This window comes from Acinetobacter sp. LCT-H3 (genome assembly GCF_001866125.1).
Classification (GTDB): domain Bacteria; phylum Pseudomonadota; class Gammaproteobacteria; order Pseudomonadales; family Moraxellaceae; genus Acinetobacter; species Acinetobacter schindleri.
On sequence record NZ_MODX01000002.1, the window covers coordinates 139,680 to 160,790 of the forward strand.

At 42.0% G+C, this 21,111-nt stretch carries 17 protein-coding genes and 1 tRNA gene; 12 read left to right on the top strand and 6 right to left on the bottom strand.

What is annotated here, in order from left to right; all coding sequences use genetic code 11:
• Nucleotides 1-60 precede the first annotated feature (60 nt).
• Both BK820_RS02105 and ypfJ read left to right on the top strand, forming a co-directional pair.
• On the top strand, nucleotides 61-987 hold the full coding sequence (locus tag BK820_RS02105; RefSeq protein WP_071319961.1) for a DUF808 domain-containing protein: 927 nt from the start codon (nucleotides 61-63) through the stop codon (nucleotides 985-987).
• 49 nt (nucleotides 988-1,036) lie between these two features.
• Complete coding sequence (gene ypfJ, locus BK820_RS02110; protein ID WP_071319962.1) at nucleotides 1,037-1,939, top strand: KPN_02809 family neutral zinc metallopeptidase; 903 nt, start codon at nucleotides 1,037-1,039, stop codon at nucleotides 1,937-1,939.
• An 85-nt stretch (nucleotides 1,940-2,024) separates the two neighbouring features.
• Here the strand turns inward: ypfJ and BK820_RS02115 are convergent, their stop codons facing one another.
• Nucleotides 2,025-2,579, bottom strand: a complete 555-nt coding sequence (locus BK820_RS02115; RefSeq protein ID WP_071319963.1) for a hypothetical protein — start codon at nucleotides 2,577-2,579, stop codon at nucleotides 2,025-2,027.
• Between the two features lie 222 nt (nucleotides 2,580-2,801).
• Here BK820_RS02115 and BK820_RS02120 point away from each other — a divergent pair, with 222 nt between their 5' ends.
• Together BK820_RS02120 and BK820_RS02125 are read left to right on the top strand one after the other, a co-directional pair.
• Nucleotides 2,802-4,301 (top strand): cation:proton antiporter, encoded by a 1,500-nt coding sequence (locus tag BK820_RS02120; protein ID WP_048882295.1) that lies wholly within the window; start codon nucleotides 2,802-2,804, stop codon nucleotides 4,299-4,301.
• A gap of 118 nt (nucleotides 4,302-4,419) precedes the next feature.
• Nucleotides 4,420-4,752 carry an MGMT family protein gene (locus tag BK820_RS02125; RefSeq protein WP_071319995.1) on the top strand — a complete coding sequence of 111 codons (333 nt, stop codon included), beginning with the start codon at nucleotides 4,420-4,422 and terminating at the stop codon, nucleotides 4,750-4,752.
• 48 nt (nucleotides 4,753-4,800) lie between these two features.
• On the opposite strand, the gene BK820_RS02130 is transcribed toward BK820_RS02125, so the two are convergent.
• A complete protein-coding gene (locus BK820_RS02130; RefSeq protein WP_004810852.1) occupies nucleotides 4,801-5,247 on the bottom strand; it encodes a universal stress protein in 447 nt (148 codons plus the stop codon).
• 259 nt (nucleotides 5,248-5,506) lie between these two features.
• Nucleotides 5,507-6,007: a hypothetical protein gene (locus BK820_RS02135; RefSeq protein WP_081409027.1), complete on the bottom strand. Its 501-nt coding sequence runs from the start codon at nucleotides 6,005-6,007 to the stop codon at nucleotides 5,507-5,509.
• A 79-nt stretch (nucleotides 6,008-6,086) separates the two neighbouring features.
• On the opposite strand from BK820_RS02135, the gene BK820_RS02140 reads away from it, so the two are divergent.
• A tRNA-Met gene (locus tag BK820_RS02140) sits at nucleotides 6,087-6,163 on the top strand.
• 208 nt (nucleotides 6,164-6,371) lie between these two features.
• On the opposite strand, the gene BK820_RS02145 is transcribed toward BK820_RS02140, so the two are convergent.
• From BK820_RS02145 to gltA, 3 genes are all read right to left on the bottom strand, one after another.
• A complete protein-coding gene (locus BK820_RS02145) occupies nucleotides 6,372-7,997 on the bottom strand; it encodes an NAD+ synthase (protein WP_071319964.1) in 1,626 nt (541 codons plus the stop codon).
• A 341-nt stretch (nucleotides 7,998-8,338) separates the two neighbouring features.
• Entirely contained in the window at nucleotides 8,339-8,833 is a 495-nt protein-coding gene (locus BK820_RS02150; RefSeq protein ID WP_071319965.1) for a hypothetical protein, read from the bottom strand.
• Between the two features lie 186 nt (nucleotides 8,834-9,019).
• On the bottom strand, nucleotides 9,020-10,294 hold the full coding sequence (gltA, locus tag BK820_RS02155; RefSeq protein WP_008301877.1) for a citrate synthase: 1,275 nt from the start codon (nucleotides 10,292-10,294) through the stop codon (nucleotides 9,020-9,022).
• A gap of 1,002 nt (nucleotides 10,295-11,296) precedes the next feature.
• Between gltA and sdhC the strand changes: the two genes are divergently transcribed.
• The 7 genes from sdhC to lpdA all read left to right on the top strand — a co-directional run bounded on the left by sdhC (nucleotide 11,297) and on the right by lpdA (nucleotide 21,090).
• The gene (gene sdhC / locus BK820_RS02160) at nucleotides 11,297-11,695 is read left to right on the top strand and encodes a succinate dehydrogenase, cytochrome b556 subunit (RefSeq protein WP_008301879.1); all 399 of its coding nucleotides are present in this window, start codon (nucleotides 11,297-11,299) and stop codon (nucleotides 11,693-11,695) included.
• On the top strand, nucleotides 11,695-12,057 hold the full coding sequence (sdhD, locus tag BK820_RS02165) for a succinate dehydrogenase, hydrophobic membrane anchor protein (protein WP_004810840.1): 363 nt from the start codon (nucleotides 11,695-11,697) through the stop codon (nucleotides 12,055-12,057). The genes sdhC and sdhD overlap by 1 nt, the downstream gene beginning before the upstream one ends.
• A 12-nt stretch (nucleotides 12,058-12,069) precedes the next feature.
• Nucleotides 12,070-13,968: an FAD-binding protein gene (locus tag BK820_RS02170; protein ID WP_004810838.1), complete on the top strand. Its 1,899-nt coding sequence runs from the start codon at nucleotides 12,070-12,072 to the stop codon at nucleotides 13,966-13,968.
• A 14-nt stretch (nucleotides 13,969-13,982) separates the two neighbouring features.
• On the top strand, nucleotides 13,983-14,693 hold the full coding sequence (locus BK820_RS02175; RefSeq protein ID WP_004810837.1) for a succinate dehydrogenase iron-sulfur subunit: 711 nt from the start codon (nucleotides 13,983-13,985) through the stop codon (nucleotides 14,691-14,693).
• 837 nt (nucleotides 14,694-15,530) lie between these two features.
• The gene (locus BK820_RS02180; RefSeq protein ID WP_071319997.1) at nucleotides 15,531-18,353 is read left to right on the top strand and encodes a 2-oxoglutarate dehydrogenase E1 component; all 2,823 of its coding nucleotides are present in this window, start codon (nucleotides 15,531-15,533) and stop codon (nucleotides 18,351-18,353) included.
• A gap of 18 nt (nucleotides 18,354-18,371) precedes the next feature.
• The gene (gene odhB / locus BK820_RS02185; protein ID WP_071319966.1) at nucleotides 18,372-19,592 is read left to right on the top strand and encodes a 2-oxoglutarate dehydrogenase complex dihydrolipoyllysine-residue succinyltransferase; all 1,221 of its coding nucleotides are present in this window, start codon (nucleotides 18,372-18,374) and stop codon (nucleotides 19,590-19,592) included.
• A gap of 67 nt (nucleotides 19,593-19,659) precedes the next feature.
• Nucleotides 19,660-21,090, top strand: coding sequence for a dihydrolipoyl dehydrogenase (gene lpdA / locus BK820_RS02190; RefSeq protein ID WP_004893506.1), 1,431 nt, complete (start codon nucleotides 19,660-19,662; stop codon nucleotides 21,088-21,090).
• Nucleotides 21,091-21,111: the final 21 nt, after the last annotated feature.

Sequence of the window (21,111 nt, forward strand, 5' to 3'; positions counted from 1 at the left end):
ATACAATCTTTCTGCTGCTTTTTGATTAGAATATTTTTACATTTATAAGGAATAACAAGAATGGCGAGTAGCTTATTAATATTATTGGATGATATAGCCACAGTTCTAGATGATGTTGCAGTCATGAGTAAAATGGCAGCAAAAAAAACGGCCGGGGTCTTGGGAGATGATCTGGCGCTCAATGCTCAACAGGTAAGCGGTGTACGTGCCGAACGTGAACTTCCGGTGGTATGGAGCGTCGCCAAAGGTTCTTTTGTCAATAAACTTATTCTTGTTCCTTTGGCCTTGCTGGTCAGTGTGGTTGCACCATGGTTAATTAATCCTTTATTGATGATTGGCGGCTTGTTCCTGTGTTATGAAGGCGTAGAAAAAGTACTGCATAGTCTCAAACATAGAAAAGCCAAAACTGAAGAAGCTGCGCAAGCAGAATTAAACGCAATCGAAACGGATCTGGTTAAATTTGAAAAAGATAAAATTAAAGGTGCGATTCGTACTGACTTTATTTTGTCAGCTGAAATTGTCGTGATTTCCTTGGGTACTGTTGCAGCGGCTGCTTTTTCCACCAAAGTGATGGTGCTTTCGACGATTGCTGTGGCCATGACCATCGGAGTGTATGGCTTTGTGGCCATGATTGTGAAAATTGATGATGTAGGTTTGCACTTGAGCAAGCAGGCATCGAGTTTCAAGCAAAGTGTAGGACGAGGCTTGTTAGCTTTTGCACCCAAACTGATGAAAACTTTAACTATTGCGGGAACAATTGCCATGTTCCTGGTTGGTGGCGGGATTATTGCTCACGCTATTCCATGGTTTCATCATTTCACTGAAGATTCAGTCGAGTATGTAGAGCACATTCCTACAATGGGCAGTATTATAGGTGCCGTTACGCCAACACTCATTAATTTAGTCATTGGTTTTATCGCAGGATTATTGGTATTCATTGTGATTGGCTTTATTCAAAAGATCAGAGCAAAATCAAAGCAGGCATAATTTTGGTTGGCTAGAAGTAAGTCAAAAATAAACTATAAGGAATCTTACTATGCGCTGGAAAGGTCGTCGAGTTAGTAGCAATGTTGAAGACCGCCGCGGTGGGGGTGCCAAAGCGGGTGGTATCAGTATTCTAGGGCTGATTGTAGCCTTTGTTGCCTGGAAATTTTTTGGTGTGGATCCGCAACAAGCTTATCAAGCCACCAAGCAGGTGACACAAGGTGTTTCCAGTGCTGAAACGCGTGGTCTGGAAAATCCAACGCCAGAGCAGCAAGAAGCAATTGACTTTGTCGGAACTGTTCTGGCCGATACAGAAGATACCTGGTCACAGGTGTTCCAGCAGCAGCTGAATCAGCAGTACACTCCTCCTAAACTGGTACTCTTCAGCGGTGTGGTGAACTCAGGTTGTGGTGCGGCGCAATCCGCCATGGGGCCGTTTTATTGTCCGGCAGATCAGAAAGTGTATATCGACACGACCTTCTTTAGGGATATGCGTAGCCAGATGGGTATTAGTGGTGAGCAGAATTCAACTGAGCTATCGCGTAATGATCAGGCTGGTGACTTTGCTCAAGCATATGTCGTGGCACATGAGGTTGGACATCACATTCAGACCATCTTGGGTATTTCTTCTCAGGTACAGCAGGCACGCCAGCAAGCCACAAAGGTGCAAGCGAATCAGCTGTCAGTCTATCAGGAGCTGCAAGCCGACTGTCTGGCGGGGGTATGGGCTTATCATAATCATGAGCGTACTCAATTCCTGGAACAGGGTGATGTACAGGAAGCCATGGATGCAGCGCATAAGATTGGTGATGACTATTTACAGAAAAAAGCCCAAGGACATGTGGTGCCAGATAGCTTTACTCATGGGACCAGTGCGCAGCGCGTGCAATGGTTTAATACCGGCCTGAAATCTGGTCAAATGGCAGATTGTGATACTTTTAATAAAGGCATTTAATATCCTAAAGGTATTTAGATCTATTTAAAGTGCCAGATGAAATCAAAAAGGAGCAGTTGCTCCTTTTTCTTGAGCATAGAAAAACTTATTTATTCAGAAATCGCTGAAAATTCCTGATCAGCTTGAAGCTGACAAATAAAGCAGCTAAAGCAAATAAGCTAATACCAAAGACTACATATTTCAGCCCAGCAATGTCCTGCTGATAAAATTGCTGGATCTCATTAGCAGAATAGGAAAATTCTGAAACCTGACCAGTGCGGCTATCTTTATATTTAACCTGTTGAATATAAGAAAACTCACCTGCCTTAAACAGTTTTACCTGATCAATCTGACGGGTATGAGACAGGTTAAAGTCATCGCTACACAACGCCGTATAATGGGTGCAACTACTTTTAGAAATATAACCATTCCCTGCAATCAGAACAAAAATGGCATGATCTGGTTTCTGGTTATTGGACAGCAAAACATACTGCTGATCTGGTGAGCTGGTTAAGTTAAATGACTTGCCTTGTTGATAATACTGCTCGGCCTGCATGATCTCCTGAATTTTGGCAAAACAGGTAAAACACAATGCAAGCGTGACCAAAAAAATCACAGTAGCAAGAAAAAGACGGAAAACAAGTTTAACGGTTTGATGCATGGGAGAAGGATTCAGAAGAACTGGTAAAAGAATACAGCAAAGTACTAAGATAGAATTGTATGATAAACCACCATTTGGAACTATTGAAAAGAAACTTAACTAAATAGCAAAATAAACAGGATTAAAATTATTTCATCCAGAAATGCTTTTTCATTTGATATTTTATTTTTAAATAAGCCAAATCACTCATTTTCAGGAATGAGGCGCGCTTTAAGGGAACCCATGGGCAATTTCTTTTTCTTGCAACTTTTGACCGTTGTTTTTGCATTATCTATTGCCACGACATTATTTAATAAAAGAGTGCTAGGTTTTCCTCAAGCGATTGGTGTTCCGATTGTTTCTGCAATTTTTGTATTTATCCTGCAATGGGGCGCGAGCCTGCTGCAGGGCAATCCTTTTTTTAGTATCAATATTGCCAATATTGAAAATGCAGTCCGGCATATCGATTTTTATGATTTTCTGATTAACGGCGTCATCTGTTTTATTTTGACCTCATCTGCGCTGAAATTTAAGGTTTCCGATTTGCGCAATCACTGGCGTCCGATCGGAATTCTAGCAAGTCTGGCGCTGGTGATCTGTGCAGTCTTGTTTGGTCTAGTCCTGTATGGTTACCAGTTCCTGATCGGTAAGCATGTTGATCTGTTGGTATTGCTATTACTGGGTGCAGCATTAGGTGCAACGGACCCGATCGGAATTAAAGGGGTGCTCAGTTCAGTTCGTGCACCGCATCACTTAATGGTAAAACTGGAAGGTGAGTCATTGTTTAACGATGCGATGTGTATTGCCTTGTTTATGACGCTTTTGAATGTATTACAGGGTGAGAACTTTACTTTATTGGGCGTACTGCAAACACTGCTCTACGAAATTGTGGTGGCTGTATTCATTGGCGTGGTATTCGGTTGGGCAATCCTACGCATTCTTCGCGGCAAACATGAAATGGAATCCCTGATTCTAACCACTGCATTACTGGCTTGTGGTTCTTATCTGGTGGCCTTGCTAGCGCATGCTTCTGCACCAATTGCCTGTGTGATTGGAGGCCTGATCGTTGGTAATAAATGGAAGGAAATTCTGGCAGATGCCGATATTGGTGATGTGAACCATTTCTGGCATACGGTTGAAGGAATTATTAACTCTTTCCTGTTTACCCTGATTGGTCTTGAACTGTTTATTCTGGATTTAAGCACTAGCCTGATTCTGGGTGGAATCGTGGCTTTTATTATTCTGCATGTAGTGCGTTTCGCAGCAAACTTCCTGTCTTTTTCCATGTTTCCACATCTGCGTAAAAAACGTTATAACGGCAGTCTTGCAATTCTCTCTTGGGGTGGTGTCCGTGGTGGAATTTCTTTAGCTTTGATTCTGGCTGTTGCCAATGTTCCGCAACTAAAAGAGTACAGCAGTATTCTGGTCGGTTATACCTTTATTGTGGTGCTGTTATCCGGTGTGGTTTGTGGTCTGGGTTTACCAGCTGTAATGAATGCCTTTTATTATAATCCGAATGAAGAGAAAGAAGGCTGGAAAGGCTGGTATCAGCGGATGTGCCATAAAATGAACCGTAAAGGTTTCCAATACATTATCGGTGAAGATGCAAATGGCAATGAAATTATTACGGTGTACAAGCCTGAAAGCCTGATTGATGAAAAAGATGAAGATGGCGTAGCAGCAGTGCATAATCCTGAAAAAGTACACGAAGTGAAACGTCTGGAAAGTCCGGATAACTTCTAAAATACTTTTGATTTAAAAAAGAGACTTTTTGGATTCTCTTTTTTATTTCCTAGATATTAACTTGGTGAGTTTGAATCCAAATATTATGATCAAAGCAGCTTAAATGGATATATTGAAAATGCCAGCCAAACCCAGTGATGAACTTGCCCGAATGATTCTTGGTGTGATTGCATTAATCCCTCAAGGAAAAGTTGCTAGCTATGGTCAGCTGGCCCAGCTTGCAGGATTGCCACGACATGCACGTCTGGTTGGACGGGTACTGAGGGATATGGATGAAGCATCTGATTTACCTTGGCATCGCGTCGTTAGTTCGCAAGGCAAAATCAGTGTGCAAAAACTGGATGAACAGGGAATGAACATTCAGGCAGGTAAATTACTGGAAGAAGGCGTTGCAGTTATTAAGGGTAAAATTAATCTGAAACTCTACCAATGGGATGGCAATATCCAATGAAAATACCCCATGTGTACATGAGGTATTTGAAGAGGATAAAATAATAATTTATGCCTGACCGCGAACCACAAGCACTGGAACATCGGACTGTCCTAGAATGCTTTGAGCTACACTGCCAAGGAAGAATTTCTTGAACCCGGTACGGCCATGTGAGCCAATCACAATCAGGTCGGCACCTAAAGTTTTTGCTGCTTTGGCAATCTCGGTATTTACCACCTGACCTTCCAGCAACTGGGTATCTACCTGTACACCAGCTGTTTCAAAACGTTTTTTCGCTTCATCCAGGTTTTGCTGGATTGCAGTACGTGCACGTTCAATTAAATCATTGGTTTGTGCTGCGGTAATGTATTCAGCCGCAATATAAGGGTCTAAGGTCATCACCTGAACTACAGTGATTTTACCGTTAAAAGTTTTCGCCAGTTGTACTGCCTGATCTACCGCAGCATAAGCCGTTTCTGAACCATCAATTGGAACTAAAATATGTTGAAAAGCCATGGTCATTCTCCACATGTATTTATGGGTATTATAAAAATTTTAAACAATGCCTATGATCCGTCGGGCATGGTGTTTTTTAAATAATAACGCTAATCAGGTTAAAATAAAACCAAGTAAATCCATATGGTTAAATAAGGTTTTAGTAAAAATATTTTTTATAAATTATTGTTTTATATTAAAAATAATAAAATATAAATTTATTTGAATTTTAAATGCTTCAAGCTGTCAGACTAAGGTCGCACCTAATAGATCATCTGCATTATTCACATTGAATTTGTGTCGTATCTATTTTAAATTTTGATGCGAGCCGTTGATACTGTTGTTGAATAGAGGCATTGGCTGATCCATAAATTTGTTGTTGGAGTTGGGAGATTTTGGATTCTGTAATATGTATGCGTGCACAATGCAGGGCAATTTGATTTTCTTGGGTAACTTTCATTTGTTCAGTTGCATCATATTCAGCAAAATGCTTCAGTTTTTGCTGTGCTTTACTTAGTTGAACCAAACTTCGTTTTTGTTGCATGCTCATAAATTGATGATTATTAATCCAATGTGCAACATCACGACGTACACCGTTATAGTCCACCACCAGTGGTGAAATCAATTGGCAGGCACTCAGGCTGAATGCCGTAGAAATGGTCAAGAGAATTTTAGTTTTAATCATATCTGAGTAACTTAAAACGGCTTTAAAATTCATATTAATACGTGAAATACATAATAAAAACTGATTTTGGTTAAAGTTTGATGCAAATACACGCATTTGCCTAAAGACTGAACATTTGTGAGTTAAAATGCTTGACGAGGAATGCGGAAGTTACGATAATGCGCACACAGTTTACGGCTATGTAGCTCAGTTGGTTAGAGCACCGCACTCATAATGCGGGGGTCACAAGTTCAAGTCTCGTCATAGCCACCATTTTTATAGACCAAGCTCTCAGCTTGGTCTCTTTTTTTGTGTCAAATAAATATATTTAAGCCTATAAAATTGTTGCACTATTCTTGTTAATTTAAATTTTCCAGCGCCAACTTATTAATATATTTGAGTTATACATTTATCTTAAATCACTACCAATAAAAAAACGCCTAAGCGGACTTGGGCGTTTTTCTGAATAAACAGGGTTAAATCAGATACCCGCTTTCCATCCATTTACGATTGGGTAGCGACGTTCGCGGCTGAAAGCACGTGAGCTGATACGAGGACCTATCGCACCTTGACGACGTTTATATTCATTCACGTCAACTAGACGAATCACACGTTTTACTACTTCTTCCTCAAAGCCTTTCTCAATGATGTCATCCTGACTCATGTCTTCTTCGATATAAGAGTAAAGGATTGCATCCAATACTTCATATGGAGGTAATGAATCCTGATCGACCTGATCTGGGCGTAATTCTGCCGAAGGTGGACGGGTAATCACACGCTCAGGAATCACTGGTTTGTCTGCAATACTGTTACGGTATTTCGCCAGTTCAAACACAATAGTCTTATACACATCTTTCAGTACTGAGAAGCCACCAACCATGTCACCGTACAGAGTGCAATAACCCACGGCTACTTCTGATTTATTGCCCGTCGATAGTACCAGGTTGCCAAATTTATTCGACAAAGCCATCAATAGTGTGCCACGTGAACGAGCCTGCAGATTTTCTTCAGTTGCATCCACTGGAGCATCACCGAAGAACGGATACAGGGTTTGCAGGAAGCCATTTACGATCGGGTTGATCTCGGCAATACCAAAAGTCACGCCCAGTGTTTTCGCCTGTTCAGCTGCATCTTCCACACTGATCTGAGCCGTATAGGTATAAGGCATCATTACCGCTTGTACTTTATCTGCACCGATAGCATCTACAGCAATCGCAAGTGTCAAGGCAGAATCAATGCCACCAGACAGACCTAGAATTACACCCGGGAAACCAGAACGTTGTACATAGTCGCGTGTTGCCATGACCAGGCTTTGATAGATCTCTGCCATGGTGTCAAGAGTAGGGGTAATGCTGGTTTTGCTAAACGCAAGGTTAGTTGCATCATATTCAGCAATAGATAGATTTTCCTGGAAACTTGCTGCTTGCAGCGCAACTTCGCCAGATTTATTCAGTACGAAACTCGTGCCGTCAAAAACAAGATCATCATGACCGCCGACCTGGTTGCAATATACCAGGTTGATATTGAGCTGTTTAACCAAAGCTGCCATGGTTTCAATACGGTGCTGTGGCTTACCGACTTCATATGGAGAAGAGTTCAGTACCACCACAGTATCAACATTCAGCTGAGCCAGCTGTTGAACCACATTCAGAGACCATACATCTTCACAGATCAGCACTCCAAATTTATGACCGAGGTATTCAAATACCAGATGTTGATGACCTTCATTAAAATAACGCTTCTCATCAAATACAGCATAGTTTGGTAAAGTCTGCTTGTTATAAATTCCCAATACCTGACCGTCTTTCATCACTGCAGCAGAGTTAAAACGCTGACCATCTTCAGTCTGGTTGACAAAGCCAAAGACCATTACGATATCTTTGACTTGTGCCAGTTGATCAAATGCCTGTTGGGTGCGTTTAGCCAAGCTTGGACGCAGAATCAAGTCATCTGCAGGGTAGCCCAGAGTCGAAAGTTCTGGAAAGATAATCAGGTCAGCATTGTCTTTTTTAGCCAGATTGGCCTGTTCGATCATTTTTTGCGTATTTGCATCGATATTGCCAACATGTGGAGAGAATTGAGCAAGGGCAATTTTAAAACTTTTCATTCCAACTAAATCCTAATCCTGATAGATTTTTTGCACTAATCGGCTATTGTTTAAAATTATAGTTATTTAGCCGAATGCAATCTGGTACTTACATAATGCCAAATGGCGAGAAACATAAACACAATAATAAAAGCTTGATACCTAATCTCATTTTTGGAAATAAAATATCATACAAGAGTTATTCTATCGAAATTTGAAGCAGATGCTAGCGTTGTTTGCATAGATTTATTGTTGAAATGCAACTGGATGATTAAAAATAAAGGGATCACATATTGTTTTGTATCGAATCTGCCTGGCCAGGGCGAAAAGATTTATATATAAAGATTTTAATATACTACTCTCTAATCCGTTTGCTGAATGATATTTGGCAGCTTTTGAAGATAAATATCACGTGCAATATCACCTTGCTGCTCAATATTGTAGGTCCAGAAAGACTTGCCGGGAATATAAGAGTATTGATAAGGATTATAGCGGCCAAAACTCAAAAAATAAGCGGTTTGTAATATCGCGCCACGCAATACCACATTAATGCCATGCTGATGCTGGAAAATATGCGTCATCTCATGAATAAATACTGCACGATAACTTGCAGTCTCTTTGGAATAATCATCTTTAAAAAGTGCATTGCGTACATGAATATAGCCATTAGGTGCCATCAGAATATGCTTGGGTTGCCACGGCAGGAAAGGATGGTTCATAACATGCACCTTGCCGTAATCAATCCGGTCTCCAAACACTGAACGGCACATCTGGATTTCGCCCACAGTCAGCTGACGGCATTTAAATTGTGGAAATCGGATCAGTCTTAACAGCAGGACTAAAAAACGGTAGGGCATAGTATTTATGAATAGTCAGGATGACCTGATTATAACGGGATTATAGGCTTGGATTTGTAAGCATCTTTATCATTCTATTTAAGACAATAATCTCAACTTTTTATTTGCTGCTTTGCTTAATATTTTCATTGCCCATAAAAAACCGCCCGAAAGGGCGGTTTTTTGGGTCTTTCGACGCGATTCGAATTAACGAGCGATATCGCGTTGAGTTTCGCCAGTATAAAGCTGACGAGGACGACCGATCTTGTAAGGACCGCTGTGCATTTCTAACCAGTGGCTGATCCAACCAACTGTACGTGCAAGCGCAAAGATCACAGTAAACATTTCTGTTGGGATACCAATCGCTTTAAGGATGATACCTGAGTAGAAGTCTACGTTAGGGTAAAGGTTACGTTTGATGAAGTATTCGTCAGAAAGCGCGATACGTTCAAGTTCCATAGCAAGAGCAAGCTGTGGATCGTTGATGCCAAGAGCACCAAGAACTTCGTCACAAGTTTCTTTCATTACTTTCGCACGTGGATCGAAGTTTTTGTACACACGGTGACCGAAGCCCATGAGTTTAACTTCTTTAGTTTTCACTTTTTCCATGAAGCCAGCAACGTTTTCTACAGTGCCGATTTCATCCAGCATCTTAAGAACAGCTTCGTTCGCACCACCGTGAGCAGGACCCCAAAGTGCAGAGATACCAGCAGCGATACATGCATATGGGTTAGCGCCAGTAGAACCAGCTAAACGTACTGTAGAAGTAGAAGCATTTTGTTCGTGGTCAGCGTGAAGTGTGAAGATACGGTCCATTGCTTTCGCAAGGATTGGATCTACTTTGTAGTCACGGTCTGCTGGAGTAGCAAACATCATGTACAGGAAGTTTTCAGCGTAAGTCAAATCGTTACGTGGGTAAACGAATGGTTGACCAACAGTGTATTTGTAGCTCCAAGCTGCCAAAGTAGGAATCTTAGCGATTAAACGAATCGCAGTGATTTCACGATGGTTAACATCTTCGATGTCCAGATTATTGTGATAGAACGCAGACAACGCACCAACAACACCAACCATGATTGCCATAGGGTGAGCATCACGACGGAAACCGTTATAGAAGCGGCTTACTTGATCGTGAACCATAGTGTGGTTACGAACTTTAGCGTCGAATTCTTCTTTTTGCTCAGCTGTTGGAAGCTCGCCATTAAGAAGTAAGTAGCAAGTTTCTAGGTAATCAGCTTTAGTTGCTAACTGGTCAATTGGGTAGCCACGGTGTAAAAGAACACCTTTATTACCATCGATGAAAGTGATTTTAGACTCGCATGCAGCTGTTGCCATAAAACCAGGATCAAAAGTAAAGTGACCTGCAGCCAACACATCTTTAACGTCGATTACATCTGGGCCCAATGTGCCGCTGTAAATTGGTAATTCAATTTCTTTGCCATCAAGCTGTAAAACGGCTTTCTTGCCAGTTGCTTCAGACATTCAATAGATCTCCTGTCCTGGTGAATGTTTATCCGAGTTGTCTATCAATCTTTTAATGTACAAAACGGACGGATCAAAAATTTGCTATAAGATTAGTGAGTACTGAAATTTTGTCAATTATACTTATGGATAAAAAATGACGTTACACAGCGGCTTAGTCACATAATCTCTGTATAAAAAGCTTTATTAAAATCACAGCATCAACGCGCTATAATAAGATAAAACATGCAGGAGGTGCAGAAAAAAATGCATTGTTTGTAGCAATAATCATCATCTTTTAATCGTAAAAAAATGTTTAAAATGATTGGGTTCATAACGATAAATTGGCTAAAACTATATAAATTTCACTACTTACAGCTTTTTCAAGGGTTGGTAGTTTTTGTCAGGTTTTATAAATAAAAGCACTTAATAGAATATTTGAAAATGTCTGTTTGATTAAAAAATGACTTATTTTTGCTCGATTAAATCATGCTAATTTGATTTATTTGGAGACCTGTTTCACATTTTTAAGTTGAATAGCATAGATCGGTACTGAAATGCGTTTTATCTGCCTAAGTGACATATTCATTCAACTATTATAAAGATAGTTTTGTATTCACCGTTTGGCCTATCATAAATCTTTAAAAAATAGAGGGTTCTGTATAGTTTGAGTGATATTTTCAATCGAGCGCTAAGTGCTTGAATCTTCACCTTTAGTCTAAAGAACAGATGTTTCTAATATATATCCATATCGGACTAAATTAATCGGCTTTATTATTTAAAAACATATATATAAGTATTGATTAGAAGGCAATTATAAAATTATTGCAGATTAATCTTATTGTTAATGATTCTTATTTAAAGGATTTTTAGCCAAAAAGCTTATGAGAGTTGTTTGTATTTTGATAGTGAGCGTTTTATAATTCAGTGTCGTTTTACGTTTAGGCATGTATTTGTCTAATCAATGCCAGCTTTCCTTCGAATTAATTCCAACAAACTCCGGATGGAGTTTTTAACTACAGGATGCCCGCTGTGAAAAGCAACAGACCTGTCAATTTGTCCATGGGTCAAGTTTTAGAAGTAAACTTAAAATCACCTGTGGCTATTGCATCAATTCTACACCGTCTTTCTGGTGTGATCGTATTCTTACTCGTACCGGTCCTTTTATGGATTTTAGACAAGTCATTGTCTTCGCCTGAAGGTTTTGCTCAAGTGCAAGAAATCTTTAACGGTTTCATCGTGCGTTTTGTTGTATGGGTATTTGTAGCCGGCTTAATTTATCATACGTTTACTGGTATTAAGCACTTACTTGCAGATGTTGGCGTTGCAGAAGAACTGCAAAGCGGCCGTACTGCAGCTACTATTTCATTAATCTTGTCTGCGATCGGTATTGTTGCAGCATTTGTATGGATCGTACTCTAATGAAAAGTGCTACTGGTTTAACGGGTTCAGGTTCTCGCGATTGGTTTCTTCAACGTGTGAGTGCAGTGGTTCTAGCTGTGTATACTGTTATCGTTTTGGGTTGGATTCTACTGAATGGTGGCTTCAATTTTGAACAGTGGTACGGCTTTATGATGACTACACCAATGAAGATTTTGTCTTTATTGGCAGTATTCTCTCTTGTTGCACACGCATGGATTGGCATGTGGCAGGTTTTCACTGACTATGTGACTACTCGTCAAATGGGTCCATCAGCATCAGGTTTACGCATTGTATTGACTTCAGCAGTGATTATCGCTGTATTAGCATACGCAATCTGGGCAATCCAGATTTTCTGGGCTTGATAGGAAGAGATCATGGGCGCAATTAACCCTAAAGAAGATTATACAAATATTCCACATGAAACTTTCGATGCTGTCATCGTGGGTGGCGGTGGTTCAGGTATGCGTGCATCTTACCAACTTGCTCAAGCTGGTTTAAAAGTTGCTGTACTGACTAAAGTATTCCCGACACGTTCACACACTGTTGCGGCACAGGGTGGTATTGGTGCATCTCTTGGTAATATGCAAGAAGATAACTGGCACTACCACTTCTATGACACAGTTAAAGGTTCTGACTGGTTGGGTGACCAGGATGCGATCGAGTTTATGACGCGTGAAGCACCTCAAGTGGTATACGAATTAGAACATTTAGGTATGCCATTTGACCGTAACGCAGACGGTACGATTTACCAACGTCCATTCGGTGGTCACTCTGCAAACTATGGTGAAAAAGCGGTTCCTCGTGCATGTGCTGCAGCTGACCGTACAGGTCACGCACTTCTTCATACGCTTTATCAAAGCAACGTGAAAATGGGTACACAATTCTTCGTAGAATGGATCGCACTTGATTTGATCCGTAACGAAGCTGGCGATGTACTTGGTGTAACTGCTATCGATCAGGAAACTGGTAAAATTGCAGTATTCCAGGCGAAAGCTACTCTATTTGCTACTGGTGGTGCGGGTCGTGTTTACCGTGCATCTACTAACGCGTATATCAATACTGGTGACGGTCTTGGTATGGCAGCTCGTGCAGGTATTCCATTACAAGATATGGAATTCTGGCAGTTCCACCCTACAGGTGTTGCGGGCGCAGGCGTATTGCTAACTGAAGGTTGTCGTGGTGAAGGTGCAATCCTTCGTAACAAAGATGGCGAACCGTTCATGGAACGTTATGCTCCAACTTTGAAAGACTTGGCACCACGTGACTTCGTATCACGTTCTATGGACCAAGAGATCAAAGAAGGTCGTGGCTGTGGTCCTAAAGGTGATTATATCCTTCTTGATATGACGCACCTGGGTGCGGATACGATCATGAAACGTCTTCCATCTGTATTTGAGATTGGTAAGAAATTCGCGAACGTTGATATCACCAAAGAGCCAATTCCGGTAGTGCCAACAATCCATTATCAAATGGGTGGTATTCCTACGAATATTCATGGTCAGGTTGTTGTTCCAGAGTCTCCGGAAACTGAAGCACTGGTTACTCACTACGACAAGAACACTGATACATACTCGACTAACCAAGAAGGCCGTAACTTCACTAAACCAGTGAAAGGTTTCTATGCGATTGGTGAATGTTCTTGTGTATCTGTACATGGTGCAAACCGTCTAGGTACAAACTCACTGCTTGACTTGGTTGTATTTGGTAAGGCTGCTGGTCAGCACATCATCGATTATGTGACTAAACATCACGGTGATGAATATGAGCCGCTTCCTACCACTGTACTTGAGCAAACTGTTGCACGTATTCGTAAACTTGACGAATCAACGACAGGTGAAAATGCTCAAGAAGTTGCTGATGCGATTCGTGACATCGTTCAAGACCACGCTGGTGTATTCCGTACATCTGCACTTCTTGAAGAAGGTGTGAAACAGATTCTTGCAATTGAACCGCGCGTGCGCAACATTCACTTGAAAGACAAATCTAAAGTATTCAACACAGCACGTATTGAAGCGCTTGAAGTTGAAAACTTGTATGAAGTTGCTAAAGCGACTCTAATTTCAGCTGCAGCGCGTAAAGAATGCCGTGGTGCGCATACGGTAGTAGACTTTGAAGAGTCTCCTGACCATCCTGCATACCCATACGGTCGTCGTGATGATGAGTGGATGAAGCACACATTATGGTTCTCTGCGGACAACCGTCTTGAGTACAAACCAGTGCGTTACCGTCCATTGTCGGTTGATGCAATTCCACCTAAACCACGTACATTCTAATTCGGAGAAGTAAGATGAGTAGAGGTACTCGTACATTTAATATCTACCGCTACGATCCTGATAAGGATGCAGCACCGTACATGCAAACTTTTAAACTGGAATTGACTGACAAGCACCGTATGTTGCTTGACGCACTTCTGGCATTAAAAGTACAAGACGAATCTTTAACGTTCCGTCGCTCATGTCGTGAAGGTATTTGTGGTTCTGATGGTGTAAACATTAATGGTAAAAACGGTCTTGCATGTCTGTGGAACCTGAATGATTTACCAGAAACAATCACAATCCGTCCACTGCCAGGTCTTCCAGTAGTTAAAGACCTTGTTGTAGACATGAATCAGTTCTACGATCAGTACAACAAAATTCATCCGTTCTTGATCAATAATCAGCCTGCACCGCCTAAAGAGCGTCTACAGTCTCCTGAAGAACGTGAACATCTTGATGGTCTGTACGAATGTATTCTTTGTGCATGCTGTTCAACTTCATGTCCGTCATTCTGGTGGAATCCTGATAAGTTCTTGGGTCCTTCAGCATTGTTGAATGCTTACCGCTTCATCATTGACTCACGTGATACAGCAACTCAAGAGCGTTTGGCTCGTCTTGACGACCCATTCTCGCTGTTCCGTTGTAAAGGCATCATGAACTGTGTATCTGTATGTCCTAAAGGCTTGAACCCTACCAAAGCAATCGGTCACATCCGTAACATGCTTCTAGATATGGCTGGCTAATTCAGACTGCGAATAACAGTTTGTCAAAAAAGCACACCACTTGGTGTGCTTTTTGCTTTATAGGGGCGCTGAAAAGGGTAAGACTAGTCGAAAAGCAGGTGTTATCAGCAGGAGTTCTGGTGCAATCATAAAGGGTGATGAATCATTTCAGAGCATTTTACTCAGGTTTGTGCACTAATATAATGTAGTTCGATTTATTTATGATTTTTAGATGTAAAACTGACCTGAAAAAGATTCCCGATAATGTTATTATATAACGCAAGATTGCAAAGGGAGTGGATTGGAAGATTTACTCTCTTTTTGTTTATCAGTGGTATGGTGGATGGATGTAGGACTTTAGTCTACGGAGATTGTATTTTTCATTTAAAGCTCCCTATGTTAGAGTAATTTCTGGTTGATGTATTTGACTAAAAAACACACATTTCTCGTCAAAAAAATCAATTGATTAGTCGAGATCGTGATAGCATTTAGCATAAGACTATATCCAAAAAATGTAAGGATTAATGTACACTTTTTAAACACGGAAAAACCTGCGACTGGTATATAAAGGTAAGTTAGAGTCGCTTTAGAAAAAATACAGCTTAAGCCTTTGTTTTTTCTAAGTCGATTTGCAAAAAATTGCTCGGTTTTTATCGGGTATTCGATGAGTGATGATGCCGCTGAGGGGCGTTATTGTTCATTAAACATATCAAGAGTTGCTCTTGGTGTGGTGATAGCGCCTCATGGCTTATGCCTTATGGGGGACTAATGTCATCTTACCAATTTGACATTACTAATCCTGGGTTTTGCTTAAAAAGCATCCTGAAAATGTTTTTGCAATAGGAAATGGGTCCACAAATGCAAGAAGTTGCTGACGCTCTGCGTCTTGACACTGAACTTAGCGCTGATAGTGCAGCGTATATTGAAGAACTTTATGAGCAGTATCTGACCGCTCCAGACTCAGTGGGTGCTGACTGGCAGGAATACTTCGGTAAGTTCCCTAAAGGTGACCAACCACACAGCAATGTACGTGAGCAATTCCTACTGTTAGGTCGTAATTCAAGCCGTGTTCAGCCTGTCATTCAAGCGACAGTAAGCTCTGATCACGAGCGTCGTCAAATTGGCGTATTACAACTCATTGCGGCTTATCGTAACCGTGGTCACCAGAAAGCCAAATTAGATCCATTAGGTCTTGCAAAACGCGAACAAGCATTTGACTTAGAACTGGATGCGCATGGGTTAACCAAGTCTGATTTAGACACAGTATTCAATACTGGTAATCTTGCAATCGGTAAAGAAGAAGCAACGCTTGCTGAAATTCTTGCTGCATTAGAGTCTACATACTGCAGTACTGTTGGTTCAGAATACATGCACATCGTTGACACCAAGGAAAAACGTTGGATTCAACAACGTCTTGAAGGTGCACGTGGCCAGTTTGGTTTCAAAACACAACAGAAAAAACATGTACTTGAGCGTTTGACTGCAGCAGAAGGCTTGGAAAAATACTTAGGTAACAAATTCGTTGGTGCAAAACGTTTCGGTGTTGAAGGCGGTGAGTCTTTCATTCCGATGGTTGATGCAGTGATTCAACGTGCAGGTTCTGTTGGCTGTAAAGAAGTTGTAATCGGTATGCCACACCGTGGCCGTCTGAACCTTCTTGTAAATATTATGGGTAAAAACCCGGCTGACCTGTTTGGCGAATTCGAAGGTAAGTCTCTTCATAAGAAAGGTTCTGGTGACGTTAAGTATCACCAAGGTTTCTCGTCTAACGTGATGACTCCAGGTGGCGAAGTACACTTGGCATTGGCGTTTAACCCATCACACCTTGAAATCGTTGGACCGGTAGTTGAAGGTTCGGTACGTGCTCGTCAGGTACGTCGTAAAGACATCGGTGGTGATGACGTATTACCAATCATCGTTCACGGTGATGCAGCATTTGCAGGTCAAGGTGTCAACCAGGAAACCTTCCAGATGTCACAAACGCGTGGTTACACCGTTGGTGGTACAGTGCACATTGTTGTGAACAACCAGGTTGGTTTCACCACTTCTGATCCACGTGATGCGCGTTCTACAGAATACTGTACTGACATCGCGAAAATGATTCAGGCACCGATCTTCCATGTCAATGGTGATGATCCGGAAGCTGTATTGTTTGTTGCTCAGCTTGCACATGATTTCCGTCATACTTTCCGTAAAGACGTGGTTATCGACATGTTCTGTTACCGTCGTCGTGGTCACAACGAAGCGGATGAACCGGCTGCAACTCAGCCAATGATGTATCAAGTCATCAACAAGAAAGCGACGACTCGTACTTTGTATGCTGACAAACTTGTGCAAGAAGGGATCCTTGACCGCGCAACTGCAGATCAAATGGTTGAAAACTATCGATCCGATCTTGAAGCAGGTAAACACGTTGCCAATGCCTTGGTGTTAGAGCCAAACAAGAAAATGTTCGTAGATTGGTCTCCGTACTTAGGTCACGACTACACAGACGAGTGGGATACAACTTGTGATCTAGAACGTCTTAAAGAACTTGGTCGTAAAATGCGCGAGCTTCCAGAAGGCTTCGTGATGCAGCGTCAGGTTTCTAAAGTGATTGATGACCGTCTGAAAATGCAGACTGGTGAAATGCCACTGAACTGGGGTGCTGCTGAAACTCTAGCCTATGCATCGCTTCTAGACGATGGCTACTTGGTTCGTTTAACTGGCGAAGACGTGGGTCGCGGTACCTTCTCACACCGTCATGCAAAACTGCATAACCAGGTAGATGGCTCAACCTATATTCCACTTTGTCATATCAAAGAGAATCAGCCACGCGTTGCGATCTATGATTCATTATTGTCTGAAATGGCAGTATTGGCATTTGAATACGGCTATGCGACGACTCTTCCTAAGAGCTTGATCATCTGGGAAGCTCAGTTTGGTGACTTCGCGAACTGTGCACAGGTTGTGATCGACCAGTTCATCTCATCTGGTGAAACCAAGTGGGAACGTGTGTGTGGTCTGACTATGCTTCTGCCACACGGCTTCGAGGGTCAAGGTCCAGAGCATTCATCTGCACGTCTTGAGCGCTTCCTGCAGTTATGTGCAGAAGACAACATGCAAGTGATGACTCCAACTACACCTGCACAGATCTTCCATGCATTACGTCGTCAGGCAATTCGCCCAATCCGTAAGCCAATGATCATCATGTCGCCAAAATCATTACTGCGTCACAAGTTAGCTGTGTCTAACCTTGATGAACTTGCAAGCGGCACATTCCAGACTGTGATCGATGAAGTAGATAACATCAACAAATCAGACGTAACTCGTCTGGTGCTGTGTGGTGGTAAGGTTTACTATGACCTAGTTGAAAAACGTCGTGAAAAAGAATTGAACAATACAGCGATCGTTCGTATTGAACAATTGTATCCGTACCCAGAAGCACGTCTTGCTGAAGTTCTTGCTCAGTATCCAAACCTGAAAGAGCTGGTTTGGGCTCAAGAAGAACCGAAGAACCAAGGTGCTTGGCTGTTCATCGCGCCACGTCTGTATGACGACGTGATGAAGTCTGGTAAACAGGTTCGTATTAGCTACGCTGGCCGTGAAGCTTCTGCTGCACCGGCGTGTGGTTCACCATATTTGCATGCAAAACAACAAGCTCAGCTCGTTAACGACGCTCTAGCGATCGATGCTGAATAATCCAGGAGATTCTAAGTAATGGCAACCGAAATTAAAGCACCGGTATTTCCAGAGTCAGTTGCAGACGGCACGATCGCAACGTGGCACAAGCAACCAGGTGAAGCAGTATCACGTGATGAAGTGATCTGTGATATTGAGACTGATAAAGTTGTTTTAGAAGTTGTTGCTCCTGCTGACGGTACAATTGCATCAATCATCAAAAATGAAGGCGACACAGTGCTTTCTGCTGAAGTGATTGCACAATTCGAAGAAGGTGCTGTTTCTGGTGCTGCGCAAACTCAAGCAGTTCAATCTGAATCTGAAGCATCAGTAGAACAAGCAGCTGCGAAAACTGAAGCAGGTAATGCACCGATCGTTGAGCGTCAACAGGTTCAAGACCAAGCACCTGCAGTTCGTAAAGCGTTAACTGAATCTGGTATTACTGCATCTGACGTATCTGGTACAGGTCGTGGCGGTCGCATCACAAAAGAAGATGTTGCAAGCCACCAAGCGAAACCAGCGGCTCCTGCTGCTGCACCGTTAAGCGTTGCAGTTGGTGAACGTATTGAAAAACGTGTACCTATGACTCGTCTACGTAAACGTGTTGCTGAACGTCTGCTTGCTGCAACTCAAGAAACAGCAATGCTGACGACGTTCAACGAAGTCAACATGAAACCAATCATGGAAATGCGTAACCAGTACAAAGATGTGTTTGAAAAACGTCATGGTGCGCGTCTAGGCTTCATGTCATTCTTCGTTAAAGCGGCAACTGAAGCGCTTAAACGCTACCCAGCGGTGAATGCGTCTATCGATGGCGACGACATCGTTTATCACGGTTACTATGACATCGGTGTAGCGGTTTCTTCTGATCGTGGTCTGGTGGTTCCTGTACTTCGTGATACAGACCGCATGAACTATGCTGAAGTTGAAAATGGTATCCGTGCATACGCTGGTAAGGCACGTGAAGGTAAACTTGCAATTGAAGACATGACTGGTGGTACTTTCACAATTACCAACGGTGGTACTTTCGGTTCATTGCTTTCAACTCCAATCTTGAACACGCCTCAAACTGCGATTCTGGGTATGCATAAAATCCAGGAACGTCCTATGGCAGTAAATGGTCAAGTTGAAATCTTGCCAATGATGTACCTAGCGCTTTCTTATGACCACCGTCTAATCGATGGTAAAGAAGCTGTAGGTTTCCTTGTAACAATCAAAGAATTGTTAGAAGAGCCAGCACGTCTTATCCTTGATCTATAATTTTAGTTTTTAAGAATAATCAGAGCGAGTTCGAAGCGATCCTTTGAACTCGTTTTTGGAGATACAAATGTCTCAGTTTGATTTAGTTGTAATCGGTGGTGGTCCAGGCGGCTATGAAGCTGCTATTCGTGCAGCTCAACTTGGTTTTAAAGTTGCGTGTATCGAAAAACGTATTCACAAAGGTAAACCTTCTTTAGGCGGTACTTGCTTAAACGTAGGTTGTATCCCTTCTAAGGCACTTTTGGATTCTTCTCATCGTTATGAAGATACTGTTCATCACTTAGATGATCACGGTATTACGACTGGCGAAGTCGCATTTGATTTGTCTAAAATGCTTGCGCGTAAAGATAAAATCGTAAACCAATTGACCATGGGTATCGACGGTCTGCTTAAAGGCAATGGCGTTGAATGGTTAAAAGGTACTGGTAAATTACTTGCTGGTAAAAAAGTTGAGTTTGTTTCACATGAAGGCGAAACTCAAGTTTTAGAACCTAAATACGTGATTCTTGCAACTGGTTCTGTGCCGGTAAATATTCCTGTTGCTCCTGTAGATCAAGACATTATTGTTGACTCTACTGGCGCGCTTGAATTCCAGGAAGTACCTAAGCGTTTAGGTGTCATCGGTGCAGGTGTCATCGGTCTAGAGCTTGGTTCAGTATGGCGTCGTCTGGGTGCTGAAGTTGTTGTATTTGAAGCAATGGATGCATTCTTACCAATGGCTGATAAAGCATTGGCAAAAGACTACCAAAAAGTATTGACTAAACAAGGTCTAGATATCCGTGTTGGTGCGAAAGTATCTGGTACTGAAGTTAACGGCCGTGAAGTTACTGTTCAGTACACTCAAGGTGGTGAAGACAAAACTCAGACTTTCGACAAGTTGATCGTTTGTGTAGGTCGTCGTGCTTATGCTGAAGGCCTATTGGCTGAAGATTCAGGCATTAAATTGACTGAACGTGGCTTGGTTGAAGTCAACGATTGGTGTGCAACTTCTGTTGAAGGCGTATACGCAATTGGTGACTTGGTACGTGGTCCAATGCTTGCACATAAAGCAATGGAAGAAGGCGTAATGGCAGTTGAACGTATTCACGGTCACGCTGCACAAGTCAACTACGACACGATTATTTCTGTAATTTACACACACCCAGAAGCGGCGTGGGTAGGTTTAACAGAAGAGCAAGCGAAAGAAAAAGGCATTGAGGTAAAAACTGGTCAATTCGGTTTTGCTGCGAACGGCCGTGCAATGGCTGCTGGCGAAAATGCTGGTTTCGTGAAGTTTGTTGCTGATGCGAAAACAGACCGTCTACTTGGTATGCACGTGATTGGACCTGCTGCGTCTGACATCGTTCATCAAGGTATGATCGCACTTGAATTTGTATCTTCAGTAGAAGACCTACAGTTGATGACTTTTGGTCACCCAACTTTCTCTGAAGTCGTACATGAAGCTGCTCTGGCAGTGGATGGTCGTGCAATTCACGCGATCCAGCGTAAGCGTAAATAATCTAAAAAAGAGCGGCTTCGG